At 38.7% G+C, this 23,310-nt stretch carries 20 protein-coding genes; 12 read left to right on the top strand and 8 right to left on the bottom strand.

The annotated features are described in order from the left end of the window. Positions 1 to 219 precede the first annotated feature (219 nt). The 6 genes from RMB13_RS08510 (at position 220) to RMB13_RS08485 (ending at position 6,791) form a co-directional block, all read left to right on the top strand. Positions 220 to 1,008, top strand: a complete 789-nt coding sequence (locus tag RMB13_RS08510) for an enoyl-CoA hydratase (protein WP_311084973.1) — start codon at positions 220 to 222, stop codon at positions 1,006 to 1,008. Positions 1,009 to 1,037: 29 nt separating this feature from the next. Further along, positions 1,038 to 1,799: an SDR family oxidoreductase gene (locus tag RMB13_RS08505; RefSeq protein WP_311084972.1), complete on the top strand. Its 762-nt coding sequence runs from the start codon at positions 1,038 to 1,040 to the stop codon at positions 1,797 to 1,799. A gap of 61 nt (positions 1,800 to 1,860) precedes the next feature. Further along, positions 1,861 to 3,384 (top strand): 3-hydroxyacyl-CoA dehydrogenase, encoded by a 1,524-nt coding sequence (locus RMB13_RS08500; RefSeq protein WP_311084971.1) that lies wholly within the window; start codon positions 1,861 to 1,863, stop codon positions 3,382 to 3,384. Positions 3,385 to 3,398: 14 nt separating this feature from the next. After that, complete coding sequence (locus tag RMB13_RS08495; RefSeq protein WP_311084970.1) at positions 3,399 to 4,604, top strand: 3-oxoadipyl-CoA thiolase; 1,206 nt, start codon at positions 3,399 to 3,401, stop codon at positions 4,602 to 4,604. Between the two features lie 107 nt (positions 4,605 to 4,711). Next, positions 4,712 to 5,554, top strand: a complete 843-nt coding sequence (locus RMB13_RS08490) for an IclR family transcriptional regulator (protein WP_004642385.1) — start codon at positions 4,712 to 4,714, stop codon at positions 5,552 to 5,554. Positions 5,555 to 5,618: 64 nt separating this feature from the next. After that, the gene (locus RMB13_RS08485; RefSeq protein WP_311084969.1) at positions 5,619 to 6,791 is read left to right on the top strand and encodes an MFS transporter; all 1,173 of its coding nucleotides are present in this window, start codon (positions 5,619 to 5,621) and stop codon (positions 6,789 to 6,791) included. Between the two features lie 72 nt (positions 6,792 to 6,863). Here RMB13_RS08485 and RMB13_RS08480 read toward each other — a convergent pair whose 3' ends face one another. Then, a complete protein-coding gene (locus tag RMB13_RS08480; RefSeq protein ID WP_004642382.1) occupies positions 6,864 to 7,835 on the bottom strand; it encodes a nitronate monooxygenase family protein in 972 nt (323 codons plus the stop codon). Positions 7,836 to 8,122: 287 nt separating this feature from the next. Here RMB13_RS08480 and RMB13_RS08475 point away from each other — a divergent pair, with 287 nt between their 5' ends. Next, on the top strand, positions 8,123 to 8,932 hold the full coding sequence (locus RMB13_RS08475) for an enoyl-CoA hydratase (protein ID WP_311084968.1): 810 nt from the start codon (positions 8,123 to 8,125) through the stop codon (positions 8,930 to 8,932). Positions 8,933 to 9,003: 71 nt separating this feature from the next. Here the strand turns inward: RMB13_RS08475 and RMB13_RS08470 are convergent, their stop codons facing one another. After that, the gene (locus tag RMB13_RS08470; protein ID WP_017389939.1) at positions 9,004 to 9,849 is read right to left on the bottom strand and encodes an IclR family transcriptional regulator; all 846 of its coding nucleotides are present in this window, start codon (positions 9,847 to 9,849) and stop codon (positions 9,004 to 9,006) included. 187 nt (positions 9,850 to 10,036) lie between these two features. Next, the gene (locus RMB13_RS08465) at positions 10,037 to 11,254 is read right to left on the bottom strand and encodes a CaiB/BaiF CoA-transferase family protein (protein WP_311084967.1); all 1,218 of its coding nucleotides are present in this window, start codon (positions 11,252 to 11,254) and stop codon (positions 10,037 to 10,039) included. Positions 11,255 to 11,585: 331 nt separating this feature from the next. On the opposite strand from RMB13_RS08465, the gene RMB13_RS08460 reads away from it, so the two are divergent. After that, positions 11,586 to 12,737, top strand: coding sequence for an acyl-CoA dehydrogenase family protein (locus RMB13_RS08460; protein WP_311084966.1), 1,152 nt, complete (start codon positions 11,586 to 11,588; stop codon positions 12,735 to 12,737). 61 nt (positions 12,738 to 12,798) lie between these two features. Beyond that, complete coding sequence (locus RMB13_RS08455) at positions 12,799 to 14,049, top strand: MFS transporter (protein ID WP_198496052.1); 1,251 nt, start codon at positions 12,799 to 12,801, stop codon at positions 14,047 to 14,049. 283 nt (positions 14,050 to 14,332) lie between these two features. Here RMB13_RS08455 and pobA read toward each other — a convergent pair whose 3' ends face one another. Beyond that, entirely contained in the window at positions 14,333 to 15,547 is a 1,215-nt protein-coding gene (gene pobA / locus RMB13_RS08450) for a 4-hydroxybenzoate 3-monooxygenase (protein ID WP_311084965.1), read from the bottom strand. A 141-nt stretch (positions 15,548 to 15,688) separates the two neighbouring features. On the opposite strand from pobA, the gene pobR reads away from it, so the two are divergent. Then, a complete protein-coding gene (gene pobR / locus RMB13_RS08445) occupies positions 15,689 to 16,504 on the top strand; it encodes an IclR family transcriptional regulator PobR (protein WP_311084964.1) in 816 nt (271 codons plus the stop codon). Between the two features lie 161 nt (positions 16,505 to 16,665). Here pobR and RMB13_RS08440 read toward each other — a convergent pair whose 3' ends face one another. Together RMB13_RS08440 and RMB13_RS08435 are read right to left on the bottom strand one after the other, a co-directional pair. Beyond that, positions 16,666 to 17,310: a glutathione S-transferase gene (locus RMB13_RS08440; protein ID WP_311084963.1), complete on the bottom strand. Its 645-nt coding sequence runs from the start codon at positions 17,308 to 17,310 to the stop codon at positions 16,666 to 16,668. A gap of 220 nt (positions 17,311 to 17,530) precedes the next feature. Continuing rightward, complete coding sequence (locus tag RMB13_RS08435; protein WP_311084962.1) at positions 17,531 to 18,088, bottom strand: TetR/AcrR family transcriptional regulator; 558 nt, start codon at positions 18,086 to 18,088, stop codon at positions 17,531 to 17,533. 855 nt (positions 18,089 to 18,943) lie between these two features. Here RMB13_RS08435 and RMB13_RS08430 point away from each other — a divergent pair. Continuing rightward, on the top strand, positions 18,944 to 19,198 hold the full coding sequence (locus RMB13_RS08430; RefSeq protein ID WP_311084961.1) for a hypothetical protein: 255 nt from the start codon (positions 18,944 to 18,946) through the stop codon (positions 19,196 to 19,198). Positions 19,199 to 19,397: 199 nt separating this feature from the next. On the opposite strand, the gene RMB13_RS08425 is transcribed toward RMB13_RS08430, so the two are convergent. Together RMB13_RS08425 and RMB13_RS08420 are read right to left on the bottom strand one after the other, a co-directional pair. Then, positions 19,398 to 19,796, bottom strand: a complete 399-nt coding sequence (locus RMB13_RS08425) for a hypothetical protein (protein WP_311084960.1) — start codon at positions 19,794 to 19,796, stop codon at positions 19,398 to 19,400. Between the two features lie 70 nt (positions 19,797 to 19,866). After that, positions 19,867 to 21,246, bottom strand: coding sequence for an L-serine ammonia-lyase (locus tag RMB13_RS08420; RefSeq protein WP_311084959.1), 1,380 nt, complete (start codon positions 21,244 to 21,246; stop codon positions 19,867 to 19,869). Positions 21,247 to 21,696: 450 nt separating this feature from the next. Between RMB13_RS08420 and RMB13_RS08415 the strand changes: the two genes are divergently transcribed. Then, the gene (locus RMB13_RS08415) at positions 21,697 to 23,268 is read left to right on the top strand and encodes an APC family permease (RefSeq protein ID WP_311074854.1); all 1,572 of its coding nucleotides are present in this window, start codon (positions 21,697 to 21,699) and stop codon (positions 23,266 to 23,268) included. Positions 23,269 to 23,310 lie beyond the last annotated feature (42 nt).

Below are 23,310 nucleotides of genomic sequence, written 5' to 3'. Positions count from 1 at the left end.
TTGTTTCATAGTACGAGAACGAAAACACAAATTTCAAGCTTTTTTGAAAATTAATTTCGTTAAACGAAATTTAAAAACAGACCAATACACAATATCAAGCACTTACACTCCTTAAGAGATCACAATTGCTCTATTTAAATAAATAAGACTTGAAATAAATTCCAAAATACGCATCATAAAAGGAATATAGTTTTGATATGCGAAACAAGGAATGCAAAAATGAGTAAAGAAATAGGGAATAATTTCGTAGATGTTGATTACACCATTCAAAAAATAGCGATTGTAAAAATTAACCGCCCAGAAGCTAAAAATGCCTTAAACGGTGAAGTTCGTAAGCAATTAGCACAAATTTTTTCCGAATTAAGTTTTAACGATGAGATCAATGCAGTTGTACTCACTGGCGGAGATGAAGTTTTTGCCGCCGGTGCAGATTTAAAAGAAATGGCAACAGCGACTTCAACAGAAATGCTATTACGTCACACTGAACGTTATTGGAACGCAATTTCCCAGTGCCCTAAACCAGTGATTGCGGCTGTAAATGGCTATGCGTTGGGTGGTGGCTGTGAATTGGCAATGCATGCCGACATTATTATTGCCGGTAAAAGTGCAGTTTTTGGACAGCCAGAAATTAAAGTTGGTTTAATGCCAGGTGCTGGTGGCACACAGCGTTTGTTTCGTGCAGTCGGTAAATTTCATGCTATGCGCATGATTATGACAGGTGCAATGGTGAAGGCTGAAGAAGCTTATATCATTGGGCTTGTTTCACAAGTGACAGAAGACGATCAAACTATTCCCACCGCTATTCAAATGGCGCAAAGCCTAGCAAAAATGCCACCTATCGCCTTGCAGCAAATTAAAGAAGTTGCACTCATGAGTGAAGATGTTCCTTTAAATGCTGGCTTAACCCTAGAACGTAAATCATTCCAACTACTGTTCTCTACCGAAGATAAAAATGAAGGTGTTCAAGCTTTTATTGAAAAACGCAAACCCTCGTATCAAGGTAAATAATTTAAATAGACAACACCAAAGGAATGAAAATGGCTAAAAAAGTATTTATTAGTGCAGGTGGCTCAGGGATTGGACGCTGCATTGCTGAAGTATTTTTAAACAACGATGATGAAGTTTTCGTTTGTGATATTAATGCTCAAAGTCTAGAACAGTTTCAGAAAGATTCTCCAAAGTTGCACATATATGCATGTGATTTAGCAGAGCCTGAGCAAATTAAGCTTATGTTTGCCGAAGCGATCAAAAAACTTGGCCATATTGATGTTTTAGTTAACAACACAGGCATTTCAGGCCCAACCATTGCCGCAGATGAACTGAGTTTTGATGACTGGAATACGGTTATTAATTTAAATCTCAATAGTACTTTTTTAATTACTCAATTAGCGATTCCCTTGTTAAAGCAATCGGGCGCTGGTGTCATTATTAATATGTCATCAATTGCAGGTCGCTTAGGCTATCCATATCGTTTGGCGTATTCCACTTCAAAATGGGGACTTATTGGTTTTACCAAAACACTTTCTATGGAACTCGGTGCAGATAATATTCGAGTTAACGCGATTCTTCCAGGTGCTGTTGATGGTGACCGTGTCCAACGCGTTCTACAGGCACGCGCAGATGTAGCCCAAAGTTCTCTTGAGAAGGTCACACAAAATGCACTAAAAAATCAGTCGCTCAAATATTTTGTAAATCCGAAACATATCGCAGATTTATGCCTATTTTTAGCCTCTGATAGTGGTCGTTCTATTTCAGGCCAGATCTTACCAATTGATGGTGATAAACAATGCTTAAGTTAAATCACCCACCCTTATTTATCCGCTTAATTTCAAATACAGATCAATAATCAGGATGATCGACATGACTTATGATATTAAAAGCATGGCTGTGATTGGTGTAGGTATTATGGGCAGTGGTATTGCTCAAATTGCTGCACAATCTGGACATACCACTTATTTATATGATGCTAAGGCAGGTGCAGCAGAACAAGCAAAAGAACAACTTGCTGCCACATTTCAAAAGTTGGTCGACAAAAATAAAATTACGGCTGAACAAGCTGCAGCGGCAAATAGTCATTTAATTGTTGCGCAACAAATTGAAGATTTAAAAGATTGCGACTTGATTATTGAAGCTATTATTGAACGTCTGGATATCAAACAAAGTTTGATGCAACAACTTGAAGAGGTTGTTTCTGAAAGTACCATCCTAGCTTCCAACACTTCTTCTCTTTCTATTACGGCAATTGCTGCAAACTGTAAAAAACCTGAACGCGTGGTGGGCTACCATTTCTTTAACCCTGTTCCACTCATGAAGGTTGTTGAGGTCATTCGGGGCTTAAAAACCGATCCACTTATTATCGACGCTTTAAATAGCTTGTCTCGTGCATTCGGCCACCGCCCTGTGGTTGCTAAAGACACACCAGGATTTATTATTAATCATGCTGGACGAGCTTACGGAACTGAAGCTTTAAAAATTCTAAATGAAAATGTCTGCGACATTAGTGAAATTGACCGAATTTTACGTGACGGTGTTGGTTTTAGAATGGGACCTTTCGAGCTCATGGATTTAACGGGGCTTGACGTTTCTCATCCTGTCATGGAGTCGATTTACCATCAATACTATGAAGAAGCACGCTACAAACCTAACCCGTTAACCAAACAAATGTTGGAGGCTAAACAACTCGGACGCAAGGTTAATCAAGGTTTTTATAATTATGAAACTGGTTCAAAAACAGGTGAACAACCCGCCAAGTTTGTAGACCGTTTAGCGCAATATCCAAAAGTTTGGGTAGCAGCAGATTTCTCTGAAGATAAAACACAGCTTGAAGATTATTTAACTCAGCAAAATATTGCCTTAGATACTGGCTCTGCACCGCAATCAGACAGTTTATGTTTACTCGCTTGTTACGGCGAAGACACAACTCAAGCAGCTATACGCCTAGGCGTTAATCCTGAGCAAGCTGTTGCTATAGACATGTTATATGGCATTGCAAAACATCGCACATTAATGCCTTCACTTGTCACAAAAGCTGACTACCTTCAGGCAGCTCACTCTATTTTCAATTTAGATGGAAATACGGTCAGCATGATTGCTGAAAGTATTGGGTTCGTTGCTCAGCGTGTTTTAGCCATGGTCATTAATTTAGGCTGTGATATTGCCCAGCAAAATATTGCAACAGTAGATGATATTAATGCGGCAGTACGTCTTGGCCTAGGCTATCCATTTGGCCCAATTGAGTGGGGCGACCAAGTCGGTAGTCAAAAAATCTTACTCATTCTGAACCGTATAACAGCACTTACCCATGACCCGCGCTATCGCCCTAGCCCGTGGTTACAGCGTCGTGTCGCACTTCATTTACCTCTTACTTTTACTCATGAGTCTTGAAAAGGAACTTCTCAATGTTAAATGCTTATATTTATGATGGTTTACGTAGCCCAATTGGTCGCCATGCAGGTGAACTTGCCTCAATTCGTCCAGATGATTTAGCAGCGACAGTCATTCAAAAGTTACTTGAAAAAACTGGTGTTCCAGGTGCTGATATTGAAGATGTAATTTTGGGTGATACAAACCAAGCAGGTGAAGATAGCCGTAATGTTGCGAGAAACGCGCTTTTACTTGCAGGTTTACCTGTAACTGTACCCGGTCAAACCGTAAACCGTTTATGTGCCAGTGGTTTAGGTGCCGTAATTGACTCTGCGCGTGCCATTACTTGTGGTGAGGGTGAGTTATATATTGCAGGTGGCGTAGAAAGTATGTCACGTGCACCCTTTGTGATGGGAAAAGCGGAAAGTGCTTATAGCCGTGATGCTAAAATTTATGACACCACGATTGGCTCTCGTTTTCCGAATAAAAAAATTATTGCTCAGTACGGCGGTCATTCAATGCCTGAAACGGGCGATAATGTTGCTGCCGACTTTGGTATTACACGCGAGCAAGCCGATTTATTTGCGGCACAGTCACAAGCCAAATATCAAAAAGCCAAAGAAGAAGGTTTTTTTGCGGGTGAAATCACCCCAATTGAGGTTTTCCAAGGCAAAAAGCTACCACCAAAACTGGTTTCTGAAGATGAACACCCTCGCCCAAGCTCGACTGTTGAAGCACTTACAAAATTAAAACCATTGTTTGAAGGTGGTGTAGTGACTGCTGGGAATGCTTCAGGCATTAATGACGGCGCTGCGGCACTTTTGATTGGTTCAGAAGCTGCAGGTCAAAAATATGGCTTAAAGCCTATGGCAAAAATATTGTCAGCAGCAGCTGCTGGTATTGAACCCCGTATTATGGGGGCCGGCCCTATCGAAGCCATTAAAAAGGCAGTTGCACGTGCAGGGCTGACTTTAGATGACATGGATATTATTGAAATTAATGAAGCTTTTGCCTCACAAGTGTTGTCTTGCTTAAAAGGCTTAGATATTGATTTTAATGACTCTCGCGTAAATCCAAATGGCGGTGCAATTGCTATTGGTCATCCACTTGGTGCCTCTGGTGCCCGTCTTGCTTTAACTGTGGCACGCGAACTCATTCGTCGTAAAAAGAAATATGCTGTCGTAAGCCTATGTATTGGTGTGGGTCAAGGCCTCGCTATGGTGATTGAAAACGTTTCATAATTACCAAACCAGATATCCATTCATCACAACAGCGCAGTGATGAATGGATTTATTTTGCAGAGCGAAATATAATGGCAAAACTTTGCTTTATTATATTTGAGGATCGAATGTCTCAGAATTCAAAAACTGAACAACCAATAAATTTTGATGAGATACGCCTAGATCCTATTTCACATATTCATCGGGAAAATAACCCTCAATTTATCGCTTCTTTAGCGCGTGGTTTAGAACTTTTACGCTGCTTTTCTGCAAACAATCAGGTACTTGGAAATCAAGAACTTGCAAAAATGACAGGTTTACCTAAACCGACTATTGCACGTATTACCAATACCCTTGTGTCATTAGGTTATTTAAAACAATTGCCTAATTCGACCAAATATACCCTAGACATTGGTGTTTTATCTTTAGGATATGCAGCATTGTCGAATATTTCTATCCGTACTATTGCTCATCAATATATGGAAGAGATGAGTCAACATGTGCAAGCCCCTGTGGCAATGGCAACACGTGACCGATTAAATATGGTGTATATCGATGTGGTACAAATTGAAACTGCATTAAATATGCGCCGTCCAATTGGCTCAACTTTGCCACTTCATAGTAGTTCAATGGGAAGAGCATGCTTAGCGGCGACCCCTGAACGTGAACGTAATTTTTTACTTGATGCACTTAAGCAAAAGAACGCTGAAAACTGGCCTGCCATCAAACGCTCTTTAGAACGAGCTTTCCGAGATTATCAAGATTACGGATATTGTTTGTCTTTAGGTGAATGGCATAAAGAAGTGAACTCGGTCGCTGTACCCTTAGTCAGCTCTAAACACGGACTTTATGTCTTTAACTGTGGTGCGCCAAGTTTCCATTTAAATCCGGAAAAACTTGAAGGTGAAATTGGACCACGTTTAATCCATATGGTGCACAATATTCAAGATGCTTTGAATGAAACGCACTGACAACCGTACTTAGAAAAGTAATGGTTGTGATGGTTAAAGTTCCTCTTTCATTATGACAATAGGCATGATGAAAAACGCACTCTATACCCCAACCATTATTTTAATGGCTATTGCAGCAGGCATCTGTACAGGCGGAAATTATTTTAGCCAACCACTTATTCATTCGATTAGTTTGAGCTTAAATTTAACCGAAACCACCACGGCATGGGTGCCTACTTTAGCCCAGATTACCTATGCTTGTGGCTTACTCTTTTTAATGCCACTAGGAGACATTTTAGAAAAGCGCAAACTGCTCTTCATCTTTATGTTACTGGCTGCAAGTGGATTAATTATTAGTGGTTTTTCACATAATATTTATCTGCTCTTACTAGGTACAATCATTACCGGTCTATTTTCCAGTTCAGCTCAGCTTCTATTACCTCTCGCCGCAAGTCTGGTTCCCATTCAACAAAGTGGTCGTGTTGTTGGTTTTTTACTGAGTGGTCTCATGATGGGGGTTTTACTCGCTCGCTCCCTATCAGGATTGATGTCTACGCTTTTTGCATGGAATGTGATTTATCTGGTCAGTGGCTTTTTATTACTAGTCATCGCCATTATTTTGCACCGTAGTATTGGATTGTTCCCACCCACCAAATCTGAAAACTATGCGAAAACCGTCCGCTCACTTCCACAAATTTTTATCCAAAATCGACGTTTAAGAACCAGAACTTATATTGGTGGTTTTACATTTGCCTGTGTAAGTTTAACCTTTACTACCATGTCATTACTTTTGGCTCCCGCTCCCTATTTTTTTAGTGACTTTACGATTGGTCTTTTCGGTTTTGTTGGCGTTTTAGGAACTTTCGTTGCCAATTTTTCAGGCAAATTTATTGACCAAGGGTATATCCACAAAATTTCAATTTATTGCGGCGTGGGTCTTATTCTAAGTTGGATTCTTTTTTCACTTTTACCCTACCATTTCATCTTTTATATTATTGCCTTACTCATTCTATACGCTTCACTTTCCGCAGTTCATGTCACCAATCAAAGTATTGTATTTAAGCTCAATCAAGAATTACGTTCGCGTTTTAATGCGATTTATATGACTGGTTATTTTGCAGGTGGAGCTTTAGGCACCACAGCTGGAAGCTACGCTTGGAAACATTTTGGTTGGACGGGTGTCTGTATTTTAGGCTTAATTTTTGCCGTCTTGTGTCTTTATTATTGTATCGCCGATGCAAAAGATCAGCACAACTAGCAAGCTTGTACTGATCTTAAACGAATAACTTTCAATAATTTCGCGATAAACGTTATGAGCTAAAGCTAGATTTTATAAAAGCCCCAATAAACGTCCACGAATAATATCTTCTGCGTCTTTTACAATACGGCTGACCAATTCATCACAGGTCGGAATATCATGAATTAAACTTGCAACTAACCCACATGACCATGCTCCGGCATTTACATCGCCATCTATCATGACTTTAGGATAAACTCCTGCAACCTCTTCAATAATATCTTCAAATTTAATGTTATCGCCAAGCGCTTTTTCTTTCGCTACAATTTTTTCAACGGCCACATTATTCAGCACGCGCTCGGTATTGCGTAAAGCTCGCATAATTAAACGGGTATCTCTTTCAGTTGCATTCAGAATCGCCTGTTTCACATTTGCGTGTACTGGGGCTTCTTGAGTTGCAATAAAACGCGTTCCCATATTAATTCCATCTGCCCCCATGGCTAAAGCTGCCGCGAGTGAGCGTCCATCCGCCATCCCTCCTGAAGCAACAAATGGAATTTCTAATGCATCGGCTGCTAAAGGCAATAAAATCATATTCGGTACATCATCTTCACCAGGGTGCCCACCACACTCAAAACCATCTACAGAAACTGCATCGCATCCAATTTGTTGGGCTTTTAGGCTATGTCGAACAGAGGTACATTTATGAATAACTTTAATGCCAGCAGCCTTTAAATAAGGCATGACCTGTTCAGGATTACGACCCGCTGTTTCTACAACCTTTACTCCACCCTTAATAATTGCTTCTACAAAACCCGGATAATCTGGTGTATTTACGGTAGGCAAGAAAGTTAAATTTACGCCAAAGGGTTTATCAGTCATTTCTCGACAGCGCGCAATTTCTTTTGCTAGATTTTCAGGTGTTCTTTGAGTCAGGCCAGTAATAATGCCTAATCCACCTGCATTTGAAACCGCAGCAGCAAGCTCCGCAAAACCGACATAATGCATACCGCCTTGAATAATCGGGTGCTCGATTTCAAATAATTCTGTAATTTTCGTCTTCATATTATTTCCACTCACTTTTTATTTACCTAGCTTCTGATTTCCTTAGCATGTCTAGGTACTTTATTACCAATAAATCCTGTAAACATTTCTAAACTTACAAAGCTTAAAATTTCGCAATACAAAATTTCATACCACAATATAAAACAAATTAATTGATAATGGAATTTATTTTCGATAGGATCATCTTATTAATTTAAAGTTTTAATTTCAAATCTGTCTAAGAATATTTGGTTTGAATCAACAATAAAGCAAATATTTTTCAAATAGTTAAACAAAAGGAATGAATGATGCAGCAGGATGATATGAGTCAAAATAAATTGACAATAGGTGTAATTAAGCAACATTTAGATAAAAATATACTCACACTAACGATGAGCAATCCCACCAAAAAGAATGCGATTAATTATGAAATGTATTCTGCACTCAGTCAGGCATTAGATGAGGCAGCAATCAATCAAGAAGTTCATGTTGTTATACTCACAGGCGAAGGGTCTGCATTTACCAGTGGCAATGACGTAAATGCATTCGAAACGCGTAATACAACCAGTACCGAACCACCCTCTTCAATTGTGTTTCTAAAAAGCTTAGCAACGTTTCCAAAGCCGATTATTGCTAAGGTAAATGGTGTAGCAATTGGCATTGGCAGCACCATGCTTTTACATTGTGACCTCGTATATGCAAGTCAAAACTCTATTTTTCAGTTTCCTTTTGTGAATCTCGGACTTGTGCCTGAAGCAGGTTCTAGTTACATCTTACCGAGATTATTAGGTTTCGCGCGAGCTTCTGAAATTATTTTACTGGGCGAGAAATTTTCGGCGCAACAAGCTAAAAATTATGGTTTAGTAAATAACGTATGCGAAGAAAACGAGCTTGAGCAATTTGTTGAAGATACGGCGACCAAACTCGCAAATAAACCAACTCAAGCTTTACAACTCAGTAAAAAATTATTAAGAGATATGCCTATTGATGATCTATTAAATCGTATTGATCATGAGTCGACTATTTTTTCTCATTGTTTGCAAGGTGAAGAATTTAAAGAAGCCCTGAGCGCCTTCAAAGAAAAAAGAAAACCGAACTTTCATAAGCATGTCATTTGAAATATAACTTATGAAAAAGGCCAGCAATCAATATCTTTGCTGGCCTTTTTTGATTTTTTAATTCAGTACAATTAACTAATCTCAGTACGAATGTTATTCACCATATGTAAGAGACGTGGTGCAATATCTTCTTCAAGTTTTTCACGGTTCATAATAAAGCTTGGACCGCCACAGTTGAACACCAGCAAACCATGTTGTTCATGAATCAGTGGAACTGCAACTGAGTTCACATCTTTATGCCATTCGCCAATTGAAAAACAATATCCAAAATCTTGATAGTCTTTAAAAGCTTTGTCTAAATCACGATTAATCTTGATCCAGTCTTCTTTGTGCTTGGTACGAATCGCATCAAGCAAAAACTCTCTTTCATCTTCAGGCATTGCAGCTAAACATGCACGTCCCATCGAACTTAAATGAATGGGTAAATAAGTTCCGACCTGACGGCGCATGGTCATATTTCCTTTACCTTGTACCACGTCAAGATAAATCATATTAAGTCGATCACGTGTTGCCATTGCGACCGCAGCGCCAGCATAGTCTGCCAGATTTTTCATATATGGATGAGCAATAGAACGAATCGATACGTTAGAAAGCATCGAATAACCAAAAGCAAGAACCCCAACTGAAAGTTGAAATTTGCTCGAATTTGGGACTTGTTTGATATAACCCAAACGAGACAAAGTGTGCGTTAGACGAGTAATGGTTGGCTTAGGTAAACCCGTCATTTGTGCGAGTTCTTGGTTTCCTAAATGCTGATGTTTTGGGGTAAAACAACGTAATAGCTCTAAACCACGGGCTAATGCAGTAATAAATTGGCGATCATTTTCATCCTGCATGTCTTGAATCGGATGTAATAATTCATGTCTTAAAGGCGCTAATAATTTTTCTGTTTGCTCTGCATCTACTGCATCATTCATATCTATACCAATCCATATTTTGTTTCGCACTGCGAAAATTATAATCTATTTTTTCTATAAATAGCAAAAAAGCAAACGTCCTAGTCTGCAACTAAAATATAACTTGATTTAAACCATTCAAGCGAAAGGCTAAATATTTAATTTTCTAATTTTAAAAATAATTTTAACCCTTCGCTTTCAGGCTAGCTTATGCAATCACGCCTTTTTTCTTAAGCTCATCTAATTTTTCCAGAGAAACGATTCGACCTAAAACCACTTGTGTATGTTCACCCAATAAAGGAGGGGCTGTTTTGTACTCAACAGGTGTTCTTGAAAGTTTGATTGGCGAGCCAATTACCTTCAATTTTTCACGTTGCGGGTGATTCATCTCGACCAACATTTCTCGTGCAATCACTTGTGGCTCTTGAAAAGCTTGTTCCAAGTTATTGATTACACCTACCGGAACTTTAGCAGCATAAATCGCATCTACCCATTCATCTGCAGTTTTAGTTAAGAAATGGTTTGATAAAATTTCGATAATTTCATCACGATGTTTAATTCGGTCTGCATTTCGGGCAAAACGCGCATCATTGGGTAAATCGGGTAAGCCAATACTTCTACAGAGCTGAATAAACTGGGTGTCATTTCCACACGCGATAATAAAATCACGATCAGAGGCTTTGAATACTTGGTAAGGCACAATATTGGCGTGTGCATTGCCATAACGCTTAGGGATATTACCTGATGAAAGATAATTCATTCCTTGATTTGCCATAGTCGCAATTTGGACATCAAGCAAAGCCATGTCAATGTATTGTCCTAAACCCGTCACATGACGATTAAGTAAAGCAGCTTGAATGGCTATCGTAGAATAAAGTCCTGTAGCTAAATCAGAAAAAGCCACCCCTACTTTTTGTGGACCACCGCCCGGTAAATCATCACGCTCACCTGTGACTGACATAAGTCCGCCCATTCCCTGAATAATAAAGTCGTAACCAGGTTCTTCAGCTCTTGGGCCAGTTTGGCCAAAACCTGTAATCGAGCAATACACCAATTTCGGGTTAATTGCAGACAAAGACTCGTAATCTAAACCGTATTTTTTCAAAGAACCTGCTTTATAGTTCTCAATCACCACATCTGTATCTTGAATTAAAGCTTTAATCAATTCTTGACCATCGGGACTGGCAATATCGATGGCAACCGATAGTTTATTGCGGTTTGTAGACTGATAATAAGCAGCCTCTTGAGTATCAAACCCAGAGTCATCCTTCATCCAAGGTGGTCCCCACGAACGAGTATCGTCACCTACTTTGGGTCTTTCAATTTTGATGACCTCTGCACCTAAATCGGCCAGCGTCTGTCCACACCAAGGCCCAGCCAATACCCGACTTAAGTCAAGCACCCGAATTCCATTTAAAGCACCCATCTTCATCCCACTCTATCTGGTGATTCATTTCCTATAGGAAAATTTATCCATTTAAAATTTCGCATAGCGATATATATTTTTAATATACACACCTCATTTTAAAAATCAAACTTTAATTTTCCACTAAAAATGATGAATTTTTATAAGAAAATATAGCTTAAATAAATCAATAAATTAGCCAATCAAATACCAACAACAATATATCGCATTGCGAAATTAATTTTCAAAATATATTGTTTTGCGTTCATCCATTGATTACTATCGCTTCAAATATTGATGATTTTACGAACATCGAATTGATGTTCTTAGCATGTAGTAAAAGGATGAGACTATGATTCGAGATCAGGAAACCTTAGATCAACTTGTTGATATGATTCGACAATTTGTTGAAGGTGTATTAATTCCTTATGAGAATGAAGTCGCTGAAACGGATGAAATTCCTCAAGATATTATTGATCAAATGAAAGCGCTGGGCTTATTTGGTTTAACCATTCCTGAAGAGTACGAAGGCCTTGGACTTACAATGGAAGAAGAAGTCTATGTTGCTTTTGAATTAGGACGGACCTCTCCTGCTTTTCGTTCTCTCATTGGGACCAATAATGGCATTGGTTCAAGTGGTCTGATTATTGACGGTACTGAAACTCAAAAATCATTTTTCTTGCCGCGTTTAGCACGTGGTGAAGTGATCAGTTCTTTTTGCTTAACTGAACCCGATGCTGGTTCTGATGCTGCATCTTTAAAGACTAGTGCAGTAAAAGATGGCGACTTTTATATTTTAAATGGCACCAAACGCTTTATTACCAATGCTCCTCATGCTGGCGTATTTACAGTAATGGCACGCACAAGTTCTGATATTAAGGGTGCTGGTGGTATTTCTGCTTTTATTGTCGACAGCCAAACTCCAGGTATTTCTCTGGGCAAACGCGATAAAAAAATGGGGCAAAAAGGCGCTCACACTTGTGATGTGATTTTTGAAAATTGTCGTATTCCTGCTTCAGCACTCATTGGTGGAGTTGAAGGCGTTGGTTTTAAAACGGCCATGAAAGTGCTGGATAAGGGTCGATTGCATATCGCGGCGTTAAGTGTTGGAGCCGCGACAAGGATGCTAGACGATTCTTTAAAGTACGCTATCGAACGTAAGCAATTTGGGCAACCCATTGCCGAATTCCAACTTATTCAAGCCATGCTCGCCGACTCCAAAGCCGAGATTTATGCAGCCAGATGCATGGTGTTAGACGCCGCACGCCTACGTGATGCAGGACAAAACGTCAGCACTGAAGCTTCCTGCGCAAAAATGTTTGCGACCGAAATGTGTGGTCGAGTCGCTGATCGCTGCGTACAAATTCACGGCGGTGCGGGCTATATCAGTGAATATGCGATTGAACGTTTTTATCGAGATGTTCGTTTGTTCCGCCTCTATGAAGGGACCACTCAAATTCAACAAGTGATTATTGCCCGAAACATGATTCGCGCTGCGTCTTAATCAAATTTTAAGCACTTTAAAACGACTTGAAGTGCTTTCAATCAAATGTAGGTAATGGATTATGGCTACAAATTACAAAGAAGGTCTTTCTCGTATACAGCCTCATACTTGGAAAATTGCATTTATTTTTGCATTTCTAGCGCTATTGGTTGATGGTGCAGATTTGATGCTACTGTCTTATAGCTTAAATAGTATTAAGGCAGATTTCGGATTAAGTTCGGTACAAGCCGGTATGCTCGGTAGTTTTACTTTAGCAGGTATGGCTGTTGGTGGAATTTTTGGCGGTTGGGCATGCGATAAATTTGGTCGCGTCCGCATTGTTGTTATTTCTATTTTAATTTTCTCACTCCTCACCTGTGGCTTAGGTTTTACTCAGAGCTTTCTTCAATTTGGTATTTTAAGATTTTTTGCATCACTTGGACTTGGCTCGCTCTACATTGCGTGTAATACCTTGATGGCCGAATATGTCCCGACACGTTACCGCACAACCGTACTTGGAACTTTACAAGCGGGTTGGACGGTTGGATATATTGTTGCAACATTACTTGCGGGTTGGATTATTCCAGATCATGGCTGGCGCATGCTGTTTTACGTTGCGATTATTCCCGTCATTATTGCCGTTTTAATGCATATTTTTGTACCAGAACCACAAGCATGGCAACAGGCTCGACTACAACAACCTGTTGCGGCTCAAAACGCATCGAAAACTTCGGCATTTAAACTTATTTTCCAAGATAAACAGAACCGTAATATGTTTATCCTTTGGGCACTAACCGCAGGTTTCTTACAGTTTGGCTATTATGGCGTAAATAACTGGATGCCTTCTTACCTAGAAAGTGAGTTAGGTATGAAGTTTAAAGAAATGACTGCCTATATGGTCGGTACTTATACCGCCATGATTTTAGGTAAAGTCCTTGCCGGCATGATGGCAGACAAACTAGGTCGTCGTTTTACCTATGCCTTTGGTGCCATTGGTACTGCTATTTTCTTACCACTTATTGTTTTTTATAACTCACCAAGCAACATTTTATATTTACTCGTTACCTTCGGTTTCTTATACGGTATTCCTTACGGCGTAAATGCAACCTATATGACTGAAAGTTTTGCGACAGCCATCCGCGGTACAGCAATTGGCGGTGCTTATAATGTTGGTCGTCTTGGAGCAGCCCTTGCACCTGCCACAATTGGCTTCTTAGCATCTGGTGGTTCTATTGGTTTAGGTTTTGTTGTAATGGGTGCTGCCTACCTGATTTGTGGTGTGATCCCCGCCCTATTCATTAAAGAAAAATTATATGACCCACAAAAGTCGTAAAGAGATCCATCACAAAATACCATCTAGGTCATGTGCCTATATGGTGATGGTGCTAACGATCAAACAGATGTTTTAGATCTTTAGCCGGAAATAAGGAATTTACTCCTCAAAGTTATTCCTTATTTCCACATATGTAGAGTTTATTACTCTTCATTTTAATTTTTTAGGTAAGCTTAGTTCTCAAGGGAGCTAAGCTTAAAAAGATGAAGATGTACTTGGTATTTTTAATCGCTTTATTATAAAAGAACCCGCGTTAAAGCAGGTTCCCTCATTACTTAGAAAATCAACTTGCGTGCTTAAAACTATCAATTTGCTTAATTTCATAAGGCAAACCGACATAATTTTCAGCCAATGTTGTTCTACCTGCAATCGACCCGAGCACATAACTTAGTTCGGCTTGTTTAATCTTATGATCAAACTCACTTTCAGTTTCAAAGCGATGCAATAAATGAGTCATCCACCAAGAAAAACGCTCTGCTTTCCATACACGTTGTAGGCATTTCTCAGAATATTCATCAATACCTTGTTCTGAACCTTCGGCATAATATTCAACAAGTGCACTTGATAAATAAGCAATATCGGAAGCAGCGAGATTGAGGCCTTTTGCACCTGTTGGTGGAACAATATGCGCAGCATCACCTGCTAAGAATAGTTTTCCAAAGCGCATTGGCTCAGTCACAAAACTACGTAACGGCGCAATACTTTTTTCAATAGAGGCCCCAGTTACTAGCTTTTCACGGCTTTCAGGATCTAGGCGGTTTTTTAACTCATCCCAAAACTTTTCATCAGACCAGTCTTCTACGTGATCAGTTAAAGGGACTTGTAAATAATAACGGCTACGCGTTTCAGAACGCATACTGCATAAAGCAAATCCGCGTTCTGACTGTACATAAATCAATTCATCGGCTACAGGTGGAACATCTGCCAACAGACCTAACCAGCCAAACGGATAAACTTTTTCAAAGGTCTTAATTTTATCTTCTGGCACGCTGGCACGGCAGACACCATGGTAGCCATCACAACCAGCTATAAAGTCACACTCAATTTGAAAAGCTTTACCTTGGTACTCAAACTCAACTTTTGGTGCAGTGTAGAAATCTTTAACCTGTACATTTTGAGCTTCATAAAATGAAGTCAGCTGCTCTGCTTCACGCGCAGTCATCAAGTCTTTGGTGACTTCGGTCTGACCATATACGGTCACTTGTTTTCCACCTGTTAGTGCCGCCAAATCAACCCGATGTTTTACACCATTGGTTAAGATTTCAATGCCTGAATGCGGCAATCCTTTGTCTTTTAAATTTTGGTCAACGCCTGCTTGTTTAAGTAAGTCGACCGAAACTTGTTCTAAAATTCCTGCACGAATCCGTGAAGCCACATATTCAGCACTACGTTGCTCAACAATAATATGATCGATCCCAGCTTTATATAGGAGTTGTCCAAGCAATAACCCTGCTGGTCCAGAACCAATAATTGCAACCTGTGTCTTTAAAATATCCATAACTTCATCCTTGTTTCATCCTGACTTTTAAATTACTGGCTTTAAGTTTTGTGCACTATGTATCCAAGACGAAAATAACCGTTTATCATTTAGTTTGTCCGAATAGCGGACAGAAACAACCAAAATAACAGGAATGAAAGGATGCCTTCTCTCGATGCTTTTTTAGAGCACCCAAACTCGCATGAGAAAATTCGTCAAGAAGACTACATTGCAGGATTAGCAAAAGGCTTGGCTTTGCTAGAAGCTTTTGGAACAGATCGGCAACGGCTCAATGTGACTCAAGTGGCCGAACGAACCGGTATTAGCCGTACAGCGGCAAGACGTTATCTGAAAACTTTAAAATACTTAGGCTATTTAGAAACAGATGAACATTACTTTTGGCTCACCCATCGCGTGCTGCGCTTTTCGAGTTCTTATTTAAGCTCTGCCCATCTGCCTAAAGTTGCTCAATCATTTTTAAATCTTTTGTGTGCGCAGACGTCTCTCACTTTTTCGATTGTGGTGCTGGACGATAATGAAGTTGTGCCGATTGCCCGTAGTTATTTACCGCAGCAAGATAATTTACGCGTTAGCCCTTACGGCATGCATTTAGGAAACCGACTCCCTGCCCATGCAACTTCCACAGGTAAAGTATTACTTGCGGCACTGTGTGAAGAAGCTCAGCACACATGGGTAAAAAATTACGGTTTAAAACGCTTAACCCCATTTACAGTTGTAGATGAGTCAAAGTTTTTTGAGGTGCTTAAGGATATTTCATTATCGGATTATTGTCTTTCTAAAGAAGAACATGAGCTTGGTGTGATTGCGATTGCGGTGCCTGTATTTAATGCACAAGGTCAAGCTATAGCAGCACTTAACTGCATGTCTCAAACCAACCGTGTACAAGAAGATTATTTGGTTCAGCAAATTTTGCCATTGCTGCGTAACACGGCCAATGAACTTAGAAATGTGATTTAAATAGACTTAGAAACTCTTGTCATCAATTAGAGGTACAAGAGTTTCAACTCATAATTTTAAATTGCGACCCCTTTAACTCGCTGGTTTGCCAGAACTAATGAAAGAACGAATACGAGCCAATTGAGCAGCTAAACAATATTGAAAAATTACTTACAGCAATTTTAGGCATTGATTTGGTGAGGAAGATTTTGTTCAATAGACATGGCTTTTTGCCAGCTTTCTAAGTTTTCTAGACTTCTTACATAATTTTCAATATTAAGATATTTTGATCGAATATTTAAAGAATTAATTAGACCATAGACTACGAAACTAATCATAAAATCTGCACCCGTTAAGCAATTGCCTACTAAGAATTTTTTGCCTACTAATTGTTGATCTAAATATGAAAATACTTTATCCAACTCAGCATGCGCATATTGATCTAAGAACTTTAATTGAGTGCCATTTTTTAACTCAACCGAATTAAAAATATTTAATAAATATGGAACCATAGCCGAACTTTCTGAAAAATGAATCCATTGTAAATAATCAAGATAACTGTCTGAATTTTTCGCGGGCATAAGTTGAGGAGCAAACTTTTCAATCAAAATTTCTACAATGGCACCTGATTCTGCAATTACTTTTCCATCGAGCTCAATCACAGGTGATTTTCCTAAAGGATGAATATTTTTTAATTCTTGAGGTGCAAGATTTGTAGTTTTATCTCGGAAATAACTTTTTAATTCATAAGGTTGATTAATTTCTTCAAGTAACCACAGAATGCGAAATGAGCGTGAAGCATTTAAATGATGAAGAATAATAGACATTAATTTTCTCTTTTAAACTAGAAGGTCAACAAAGTGAGGCCTCACTATATAGATTGATAGACGACCGGTCTAATATTTTTTGTTATCAGCTCAGCATTTGTCTGATTAAGTAATAAAGTAAATGTGTTAAAAACATAAAAAAACCACATCCGTAGATGTGGTGACAAATTGGCTTTTAATTTTATCGATTGTCTAGCGCATTCTGAGGTCTCAAATTACATCAACTACCTAAACTGCGCAAAAAACAATCCAGTACCTTTTCCAGCTCAATTGCCCCATCTAAGCTTAAAAGCTGAATAATTGCGCCTTCAATCATATATAAAAATAGCTTTTCATCCTGAAAGGAAGCATCGGTTTTAAGTGCTCTAAGCTGGCTATAGATTTCATTGATTAGCCACGTTCGATATTTAATTGCGACTTGATAGGCGTTTGGATAGATCTGTTTCGTTTCAAAAATGGCTTTAAATAGTAAGTAGTAAAGCCCCTCCAAGTCGGTGTGTAAAAGATAAAGCGCCTTAAGTTTATCTTTCACGTTTGAGCCTTGGCCGTACTCAGCAATTGAAACTACTTTTGCTTTTAAGCGTTCTTTTTGTACGATCAAACAGATTTCAATAAACCGCTCTTTAGAGTGAAAGTAGTTATAAAAAGTCGCTTTTGGAATTCCGCACTCTTTCACGATTCTATCGACCCCAACCCTATGAAACCCGTAATGGTGAAATAAATGAATCGACGTATTAATAACTTGTATGGCACGTGTAGGGAGAACTAACTTTGGCATCGTTTTACCGTTATAAAAATTCTTGTTGTTTCTAAATGAGATACTTTTTGGGGAGAAAAAAAGGCGCAGCAAAGCCGTAAAGACTGTGCGTAGCACATCTCAAGTTCGTTATTGATAAGTTTTAAATAAAAAAGACTTAAAGCCTGAAAACCTTAGGGCAATCAAGCTGCTTTAATTTTTAAGCTGTGTCGTTATAGCTTTTAGCAAAGGCTGCCAAGAAATAATGGATGTGCAAAGCCAACTCCTTTTTATTGGGAGTTCTGCCAAACATTAAAATTATGGTGGCAGAACGAGAAAGGGTTCGCGGACTGGTACAACAACCAGCACACCCGAAGGTGTCCCTCTCCCGTCCTACCGCAACGGGAGGGAACGAGGAGATGCTCACACAAAACTATCCCTCAGAAAGGAATAATTCTGATGCTGTTGTAATCGGTCCGCGACGACCGTCTGGCAATGTAGGCCAGCAGGCAAAGAATAGTGCTCTGTCCTATTGCAGTCAAGCACACAAAATGCCATTTGCTTTAAATTAAATCATTAAAAAAGTAAGGCTAAATAATGAGGGTGTTATTGTTAAGTGGGGGTTGTAAAGCGGTGATTTTACAAGAGAGATTTGTTTGGTAGCAAATATGGCTAAGAAAAGTTTGGTATTCCAAGAATTCAGAATTTAATAACTGACCATTCTATTCCCTACTCCTAGGTTTCGATTATACTATTTAGAAAAATAATCCTTTTATAATACGAATAGCTCTTTCTTGCAGAGTTTTTTCATATAGAGCACCTAATGATTCAAGGAGTCCATTTTAGTTTTGATAACTTTTTCTTTGGTTTACTGGATTCTAAGTAGAGTAAATAGATATGTCTCTCCCACGTAATTTCGAAATTATTTTTGCTAGCAATATTGAATTTGAATTCTTAACAGTTGAAGTTTATTTTTATAACTATAGAATTTTTCAATTAAATCGGGAAAATGGCGTTAAAAATATTGAGATAGAGTTTCTCTTAGACTTAACAGCTATCCCTAATGATATAGATTTTAAATTCTCATTAGAAGATTTCTATAAAGTCATAGAAATCGCTAAAAATGATTTAATAAATTATGATAAAAAATAAAATAGCGTGATTATCTGTGGATGCAAGGAACCAATTAAAAGAAACTATATTTTCTGAGTTAAGAAATTAGATCAATTAGCTGCAAAATATTAAAAGTTTTCAAAAAGTAGTTAACTCCAAAAATTAATTATGTACGATAGATGATCTATAGGCTCCTAAACAAGGCTACCAATAAAAAATAACACGGCTTATCTATATTCTATTCTTGTGCTGATAAAATCAAAGCATCTAACAGCTTTAAGTGGTCAGAAATTAAGGCATAAAGAGTCAAACTTTGTCCACCCGCTCCAAATAAAAAATATTCACACCCATCAATGATATCTTCATGCCATGTTGTTACTACATCAATCTGATCATCTTCTTCTAATAATAAATCCACATGATCATGTAAAAGCTCAGCATTTTGCCCTATAAAACAAAATTCCTTACAGCCAAGATTTAGTAATTTTTTCGAAATACCTAACACTTCTTTTTGCTCTTGCGAGTCAGATGCTGTCAAAAGTACAACAAACGGAGAATCAATTTCTGCCACCATTATATCGCTTGGCGTCCCTGCAAATACCTGCCTATCATCAAATTTGATTGTTTGGATAGCCATTTTTTAGCCTCCTGCTCGCCCTACTTAATGTTTAAAATTAGATGGGGCACCTCATCCCCATCTCACTTTTTTAGCACTCAATGGCATTAACAGCGAGGCCACCTTTTGAAGTTTCTTTATATTTCTCAGACATATCTCTGCCTGTTTCCTTCATCGTCTGGATTACTTTATCGAGCGTCACAAAATGCTCCCCTTCATCATGAAGTGCCATTTGTGCTGCATTAATGGCTTTTACCGCAGCAATTGCATTTCGCTCAATGCAAGGCACCTGAACCAAACCACCAATCGGGTCACACGTTAAACCCAAGTTATGTTCAAGGCCAATTTCAGCCGCATGCTCCACTTGTTCAGGTGAAGCACCTAAAATCTCGGCTAAACCTGCCGAAGCCATCGCACACGCCGAGCCGACTTCGCCCTGACATCCCACTTCTGCACCAGAAATAGATGCATTGAGTTTACATAAAATGCCGACTGCCGCCGCACTGAGAAAAAAGCGAACAACTTTGTCTTCGGAAAAGTCTTTAGAAAAAGTCACATAATAATATAAAACTGCCGGAATAATTCCTGCCGCACCATTTGTGGGAGCTGTCACTACTCGACCGCCAGCAGCATTTTCTTCATTTACGGCTAACGCAAATAAATTGACCCATTCCATGGCATGAAAAGTCGTCACAATCAGGTTTGAGTTTTTCTTATTTAATAACTTATCGTGAATTTTTTTAGCCCTACGTTTTACGTTTAATCCACCCGGTAATATTCCTTCATTAATTAATCCATTATGAATGCACTGCTGCATCACTTTCCATATATCCATAATCTTGGCGCGAATCTCACTTTCACTACGCCAGCTTTTTTCATTTTCAAGCATTAACTGACTTATTGATAAATGATGAGTTTTACATAAGCTTAAAAGTTCAGCCGCACTATGAAATGGATATGGAACCTTAATTTCATCAGTCTCAGACTGGGTTTGTGTTAATTGCCTTTGACTAACAATAAAACCCCCACCAATCGAGTAATACGTTTCAGCATATAAAATTTCTTTCGCCTCGTTATAAGCAATCAGTTCCATTGCGTTTGGATGATGAGGCAAAGATTCATCTAAAAAAAGCAAATCACACTTATAGTCAAAAGAAATACTCTTTTGTTGATCGAGCTGGATGGCTTTATTTTCAAGAACATCTTCAATCAAACTTGTACTTACTTGAGTATCGATATGTTCAGGGTCAAAACCCATTAATCCTAAAAGAATAGCCTTATCTGTCGCATGACCAACACCAGTTGCTGCAAGCGAACCATATAACTTAATTTGAACTCGAAACGTCTTTTGTAGATCATTTTGCTTAACTAAATCGTCCACAAAGCTACACGCTGCCCGCATTGGCCCAACGGTATGGGAGCTAGATGGGCCTACACCAATTTTAAAAAGATCAAATACACTTATAAACACGGGGTCCTACCTTCAATCATTATTATTCGTATGTTCGTCGTTATTGTGTCCTTTCGGATAGTTCTAAAATTATCATTAAGCTGTCCATAAAGCACTGAAAATAAATGGGTCATTGCCTAAAAACAACACAATCAATTTCTAATTTAATATTTTCCAAAAATATGGAATTTTCCATTAATTTAAATGGTAAATTACTCAACAAATATTTAAGAATTGTTCTTTTTAACAAATAAAATAGCGGACCTTTCCCAATTTTTTATAAAAAAAATTTGGTATTCAAACTATTCACTTGGAATTTAAATAATTTAAACAAAATTAAAAACAATAACTTACCAATTTTTTAGATCATTCTTTGCCAATAAATAGAATAAAAAATCCCCTATTTACCAATAAACATATATCGTATACGATATATGAAAGAGCAATAGTTCTGTCGTTAAGGAAAACGTAATGACAAGTCAGTTTAAAAAGCAGTTATCACTAATGGATCTTACATTCATTGGCTTAGGCGCCATTTTCGGTTCAGGATGGTTATTTTCAGCAAGTCATGTGGCCTCTCAAGCTGGCCCTGCGGGTATATTGTCATGGATTATTGGGGGCTTTGCCGTTTTAATTCTGGGGATTATTTATTGTGAATTAGGCGCAGCTTTACCTCGAGCAGGCGGTATTATCCGTTATCCCGTATTTTCACATGGTCCGTTACAAGGATATTTACTTGGTTCCGTGACCGTTATTGCCTTTTCAAGTTTAATTGCAATTGAAGTCGTTGCTGCCCGCGAATATGCAGCAGCATGGTTCCCTTCACTTACAGAAATAAATGATGGTGTTCGGTCTCCAACCACGATTGGATGGTTGTTTCAGTTTGCACTTTTATGCGTATTTTTTGCATTGAACTATTACAGCGTAAAGACCTTTGCAATTGCCAACAACCTCATCAGTGCGTTGAAATTTGCTGTTCCTGTTTTAGTGATGGTCGCACTTCTATACCATTTTAAACCTGCAAACTTTTCAATGACCGAGTTTGCCCCAATGGGCGCTCACGGTGTACAAGGTGCTGTATCTGCTGGCGGTATTATTTTTGCGTACTTAGGTTTAACACCGATTATTTCGGTGGCAAGTGAAGTAAAGCGTCCTCAATTTACGATTCCTTTTGCACTCATCTTATCTGTCGTTTTGGCAACCATTATTTATGTAGTGCTTCAAGTTGCTTTCTTAGGTGCAGTACCTACCGATATGTTAGCAAATGGTTGGTCAGGACTCAGTGACAAGTTCCCATTACCTTACCGCGATATTGCCATGTTACTAGGTTTGGGATGGTTAGCACTGTTAGTTGTTTCAGACGCTATTATCTCTCCGTCTGGCTGCGGCAATATCTATATGGCTGCAACTCCACGTGTAATTTACGCATGGTCGAACAGTAATACATTCTTCCGTATTTTTACCCGTGTAGATCCAAAATCAGGCATTCCACGTTATGCATTATGGTTAACATTTGCACTTTCTGTATTTTGGACTATGCCGTTTCCATCTTGGGATAAATTAATTTCTGTAGTTTCGGCAGCGTTAGTTTTAAGTTATGCCCTAGCTCCTGTCACAGTGGGTGCCTTACGTCGTAATGCTCCTGAGCTTGAACGTCCATTCTATGTAAAAGGCTTTACTGTTCTTGGCCCACTCGCCTTTGTCATTGCTTCTTTTATTGTCTATTGGTCTGGCTGGAATGTCATTTCATGGTTATTAGGCGCACAAATCGTATTGTTTGCACTCTATGTCATTTTTAAACGCTATGTGCCAACCCAAGAAGTCAGCCTAGCTCAACAATTAAAATCATCAGCTTGGCTTCTTGTTTACTACATTTTAATGATTATTGTTTCTTACCTTGGCAGCTTTGGTGATGGTGCATCACACCTATTAGCAGCTCCGTTTGACACACTTTTAGTTATGGTGATTTCTCTTGGTTGTTACTACTGGGGAATACATTCAGGTTTACCAAAAGCACTGATTAAAAATGATGATGAAGCTTAGCGATCACTTGCCTAAACATATATAAATTAAGGTTTTCTTTTG

It is taken from the genome of Acinetobacter sp. V102_4 (genome assembly GCF_031799005.1).
Classification (GTDB): Bacteria; Pseudomonadota; Gammaproteobacteria; order Pseudomonadales; family Moraxellaceae; genus Acinetobacter; species Acinetobacter calcoaceticus.
Note: the sequence above shows the minus strand (reverse complement) of the source record. Positions and strands in the feature narration are given on the sequence as shown.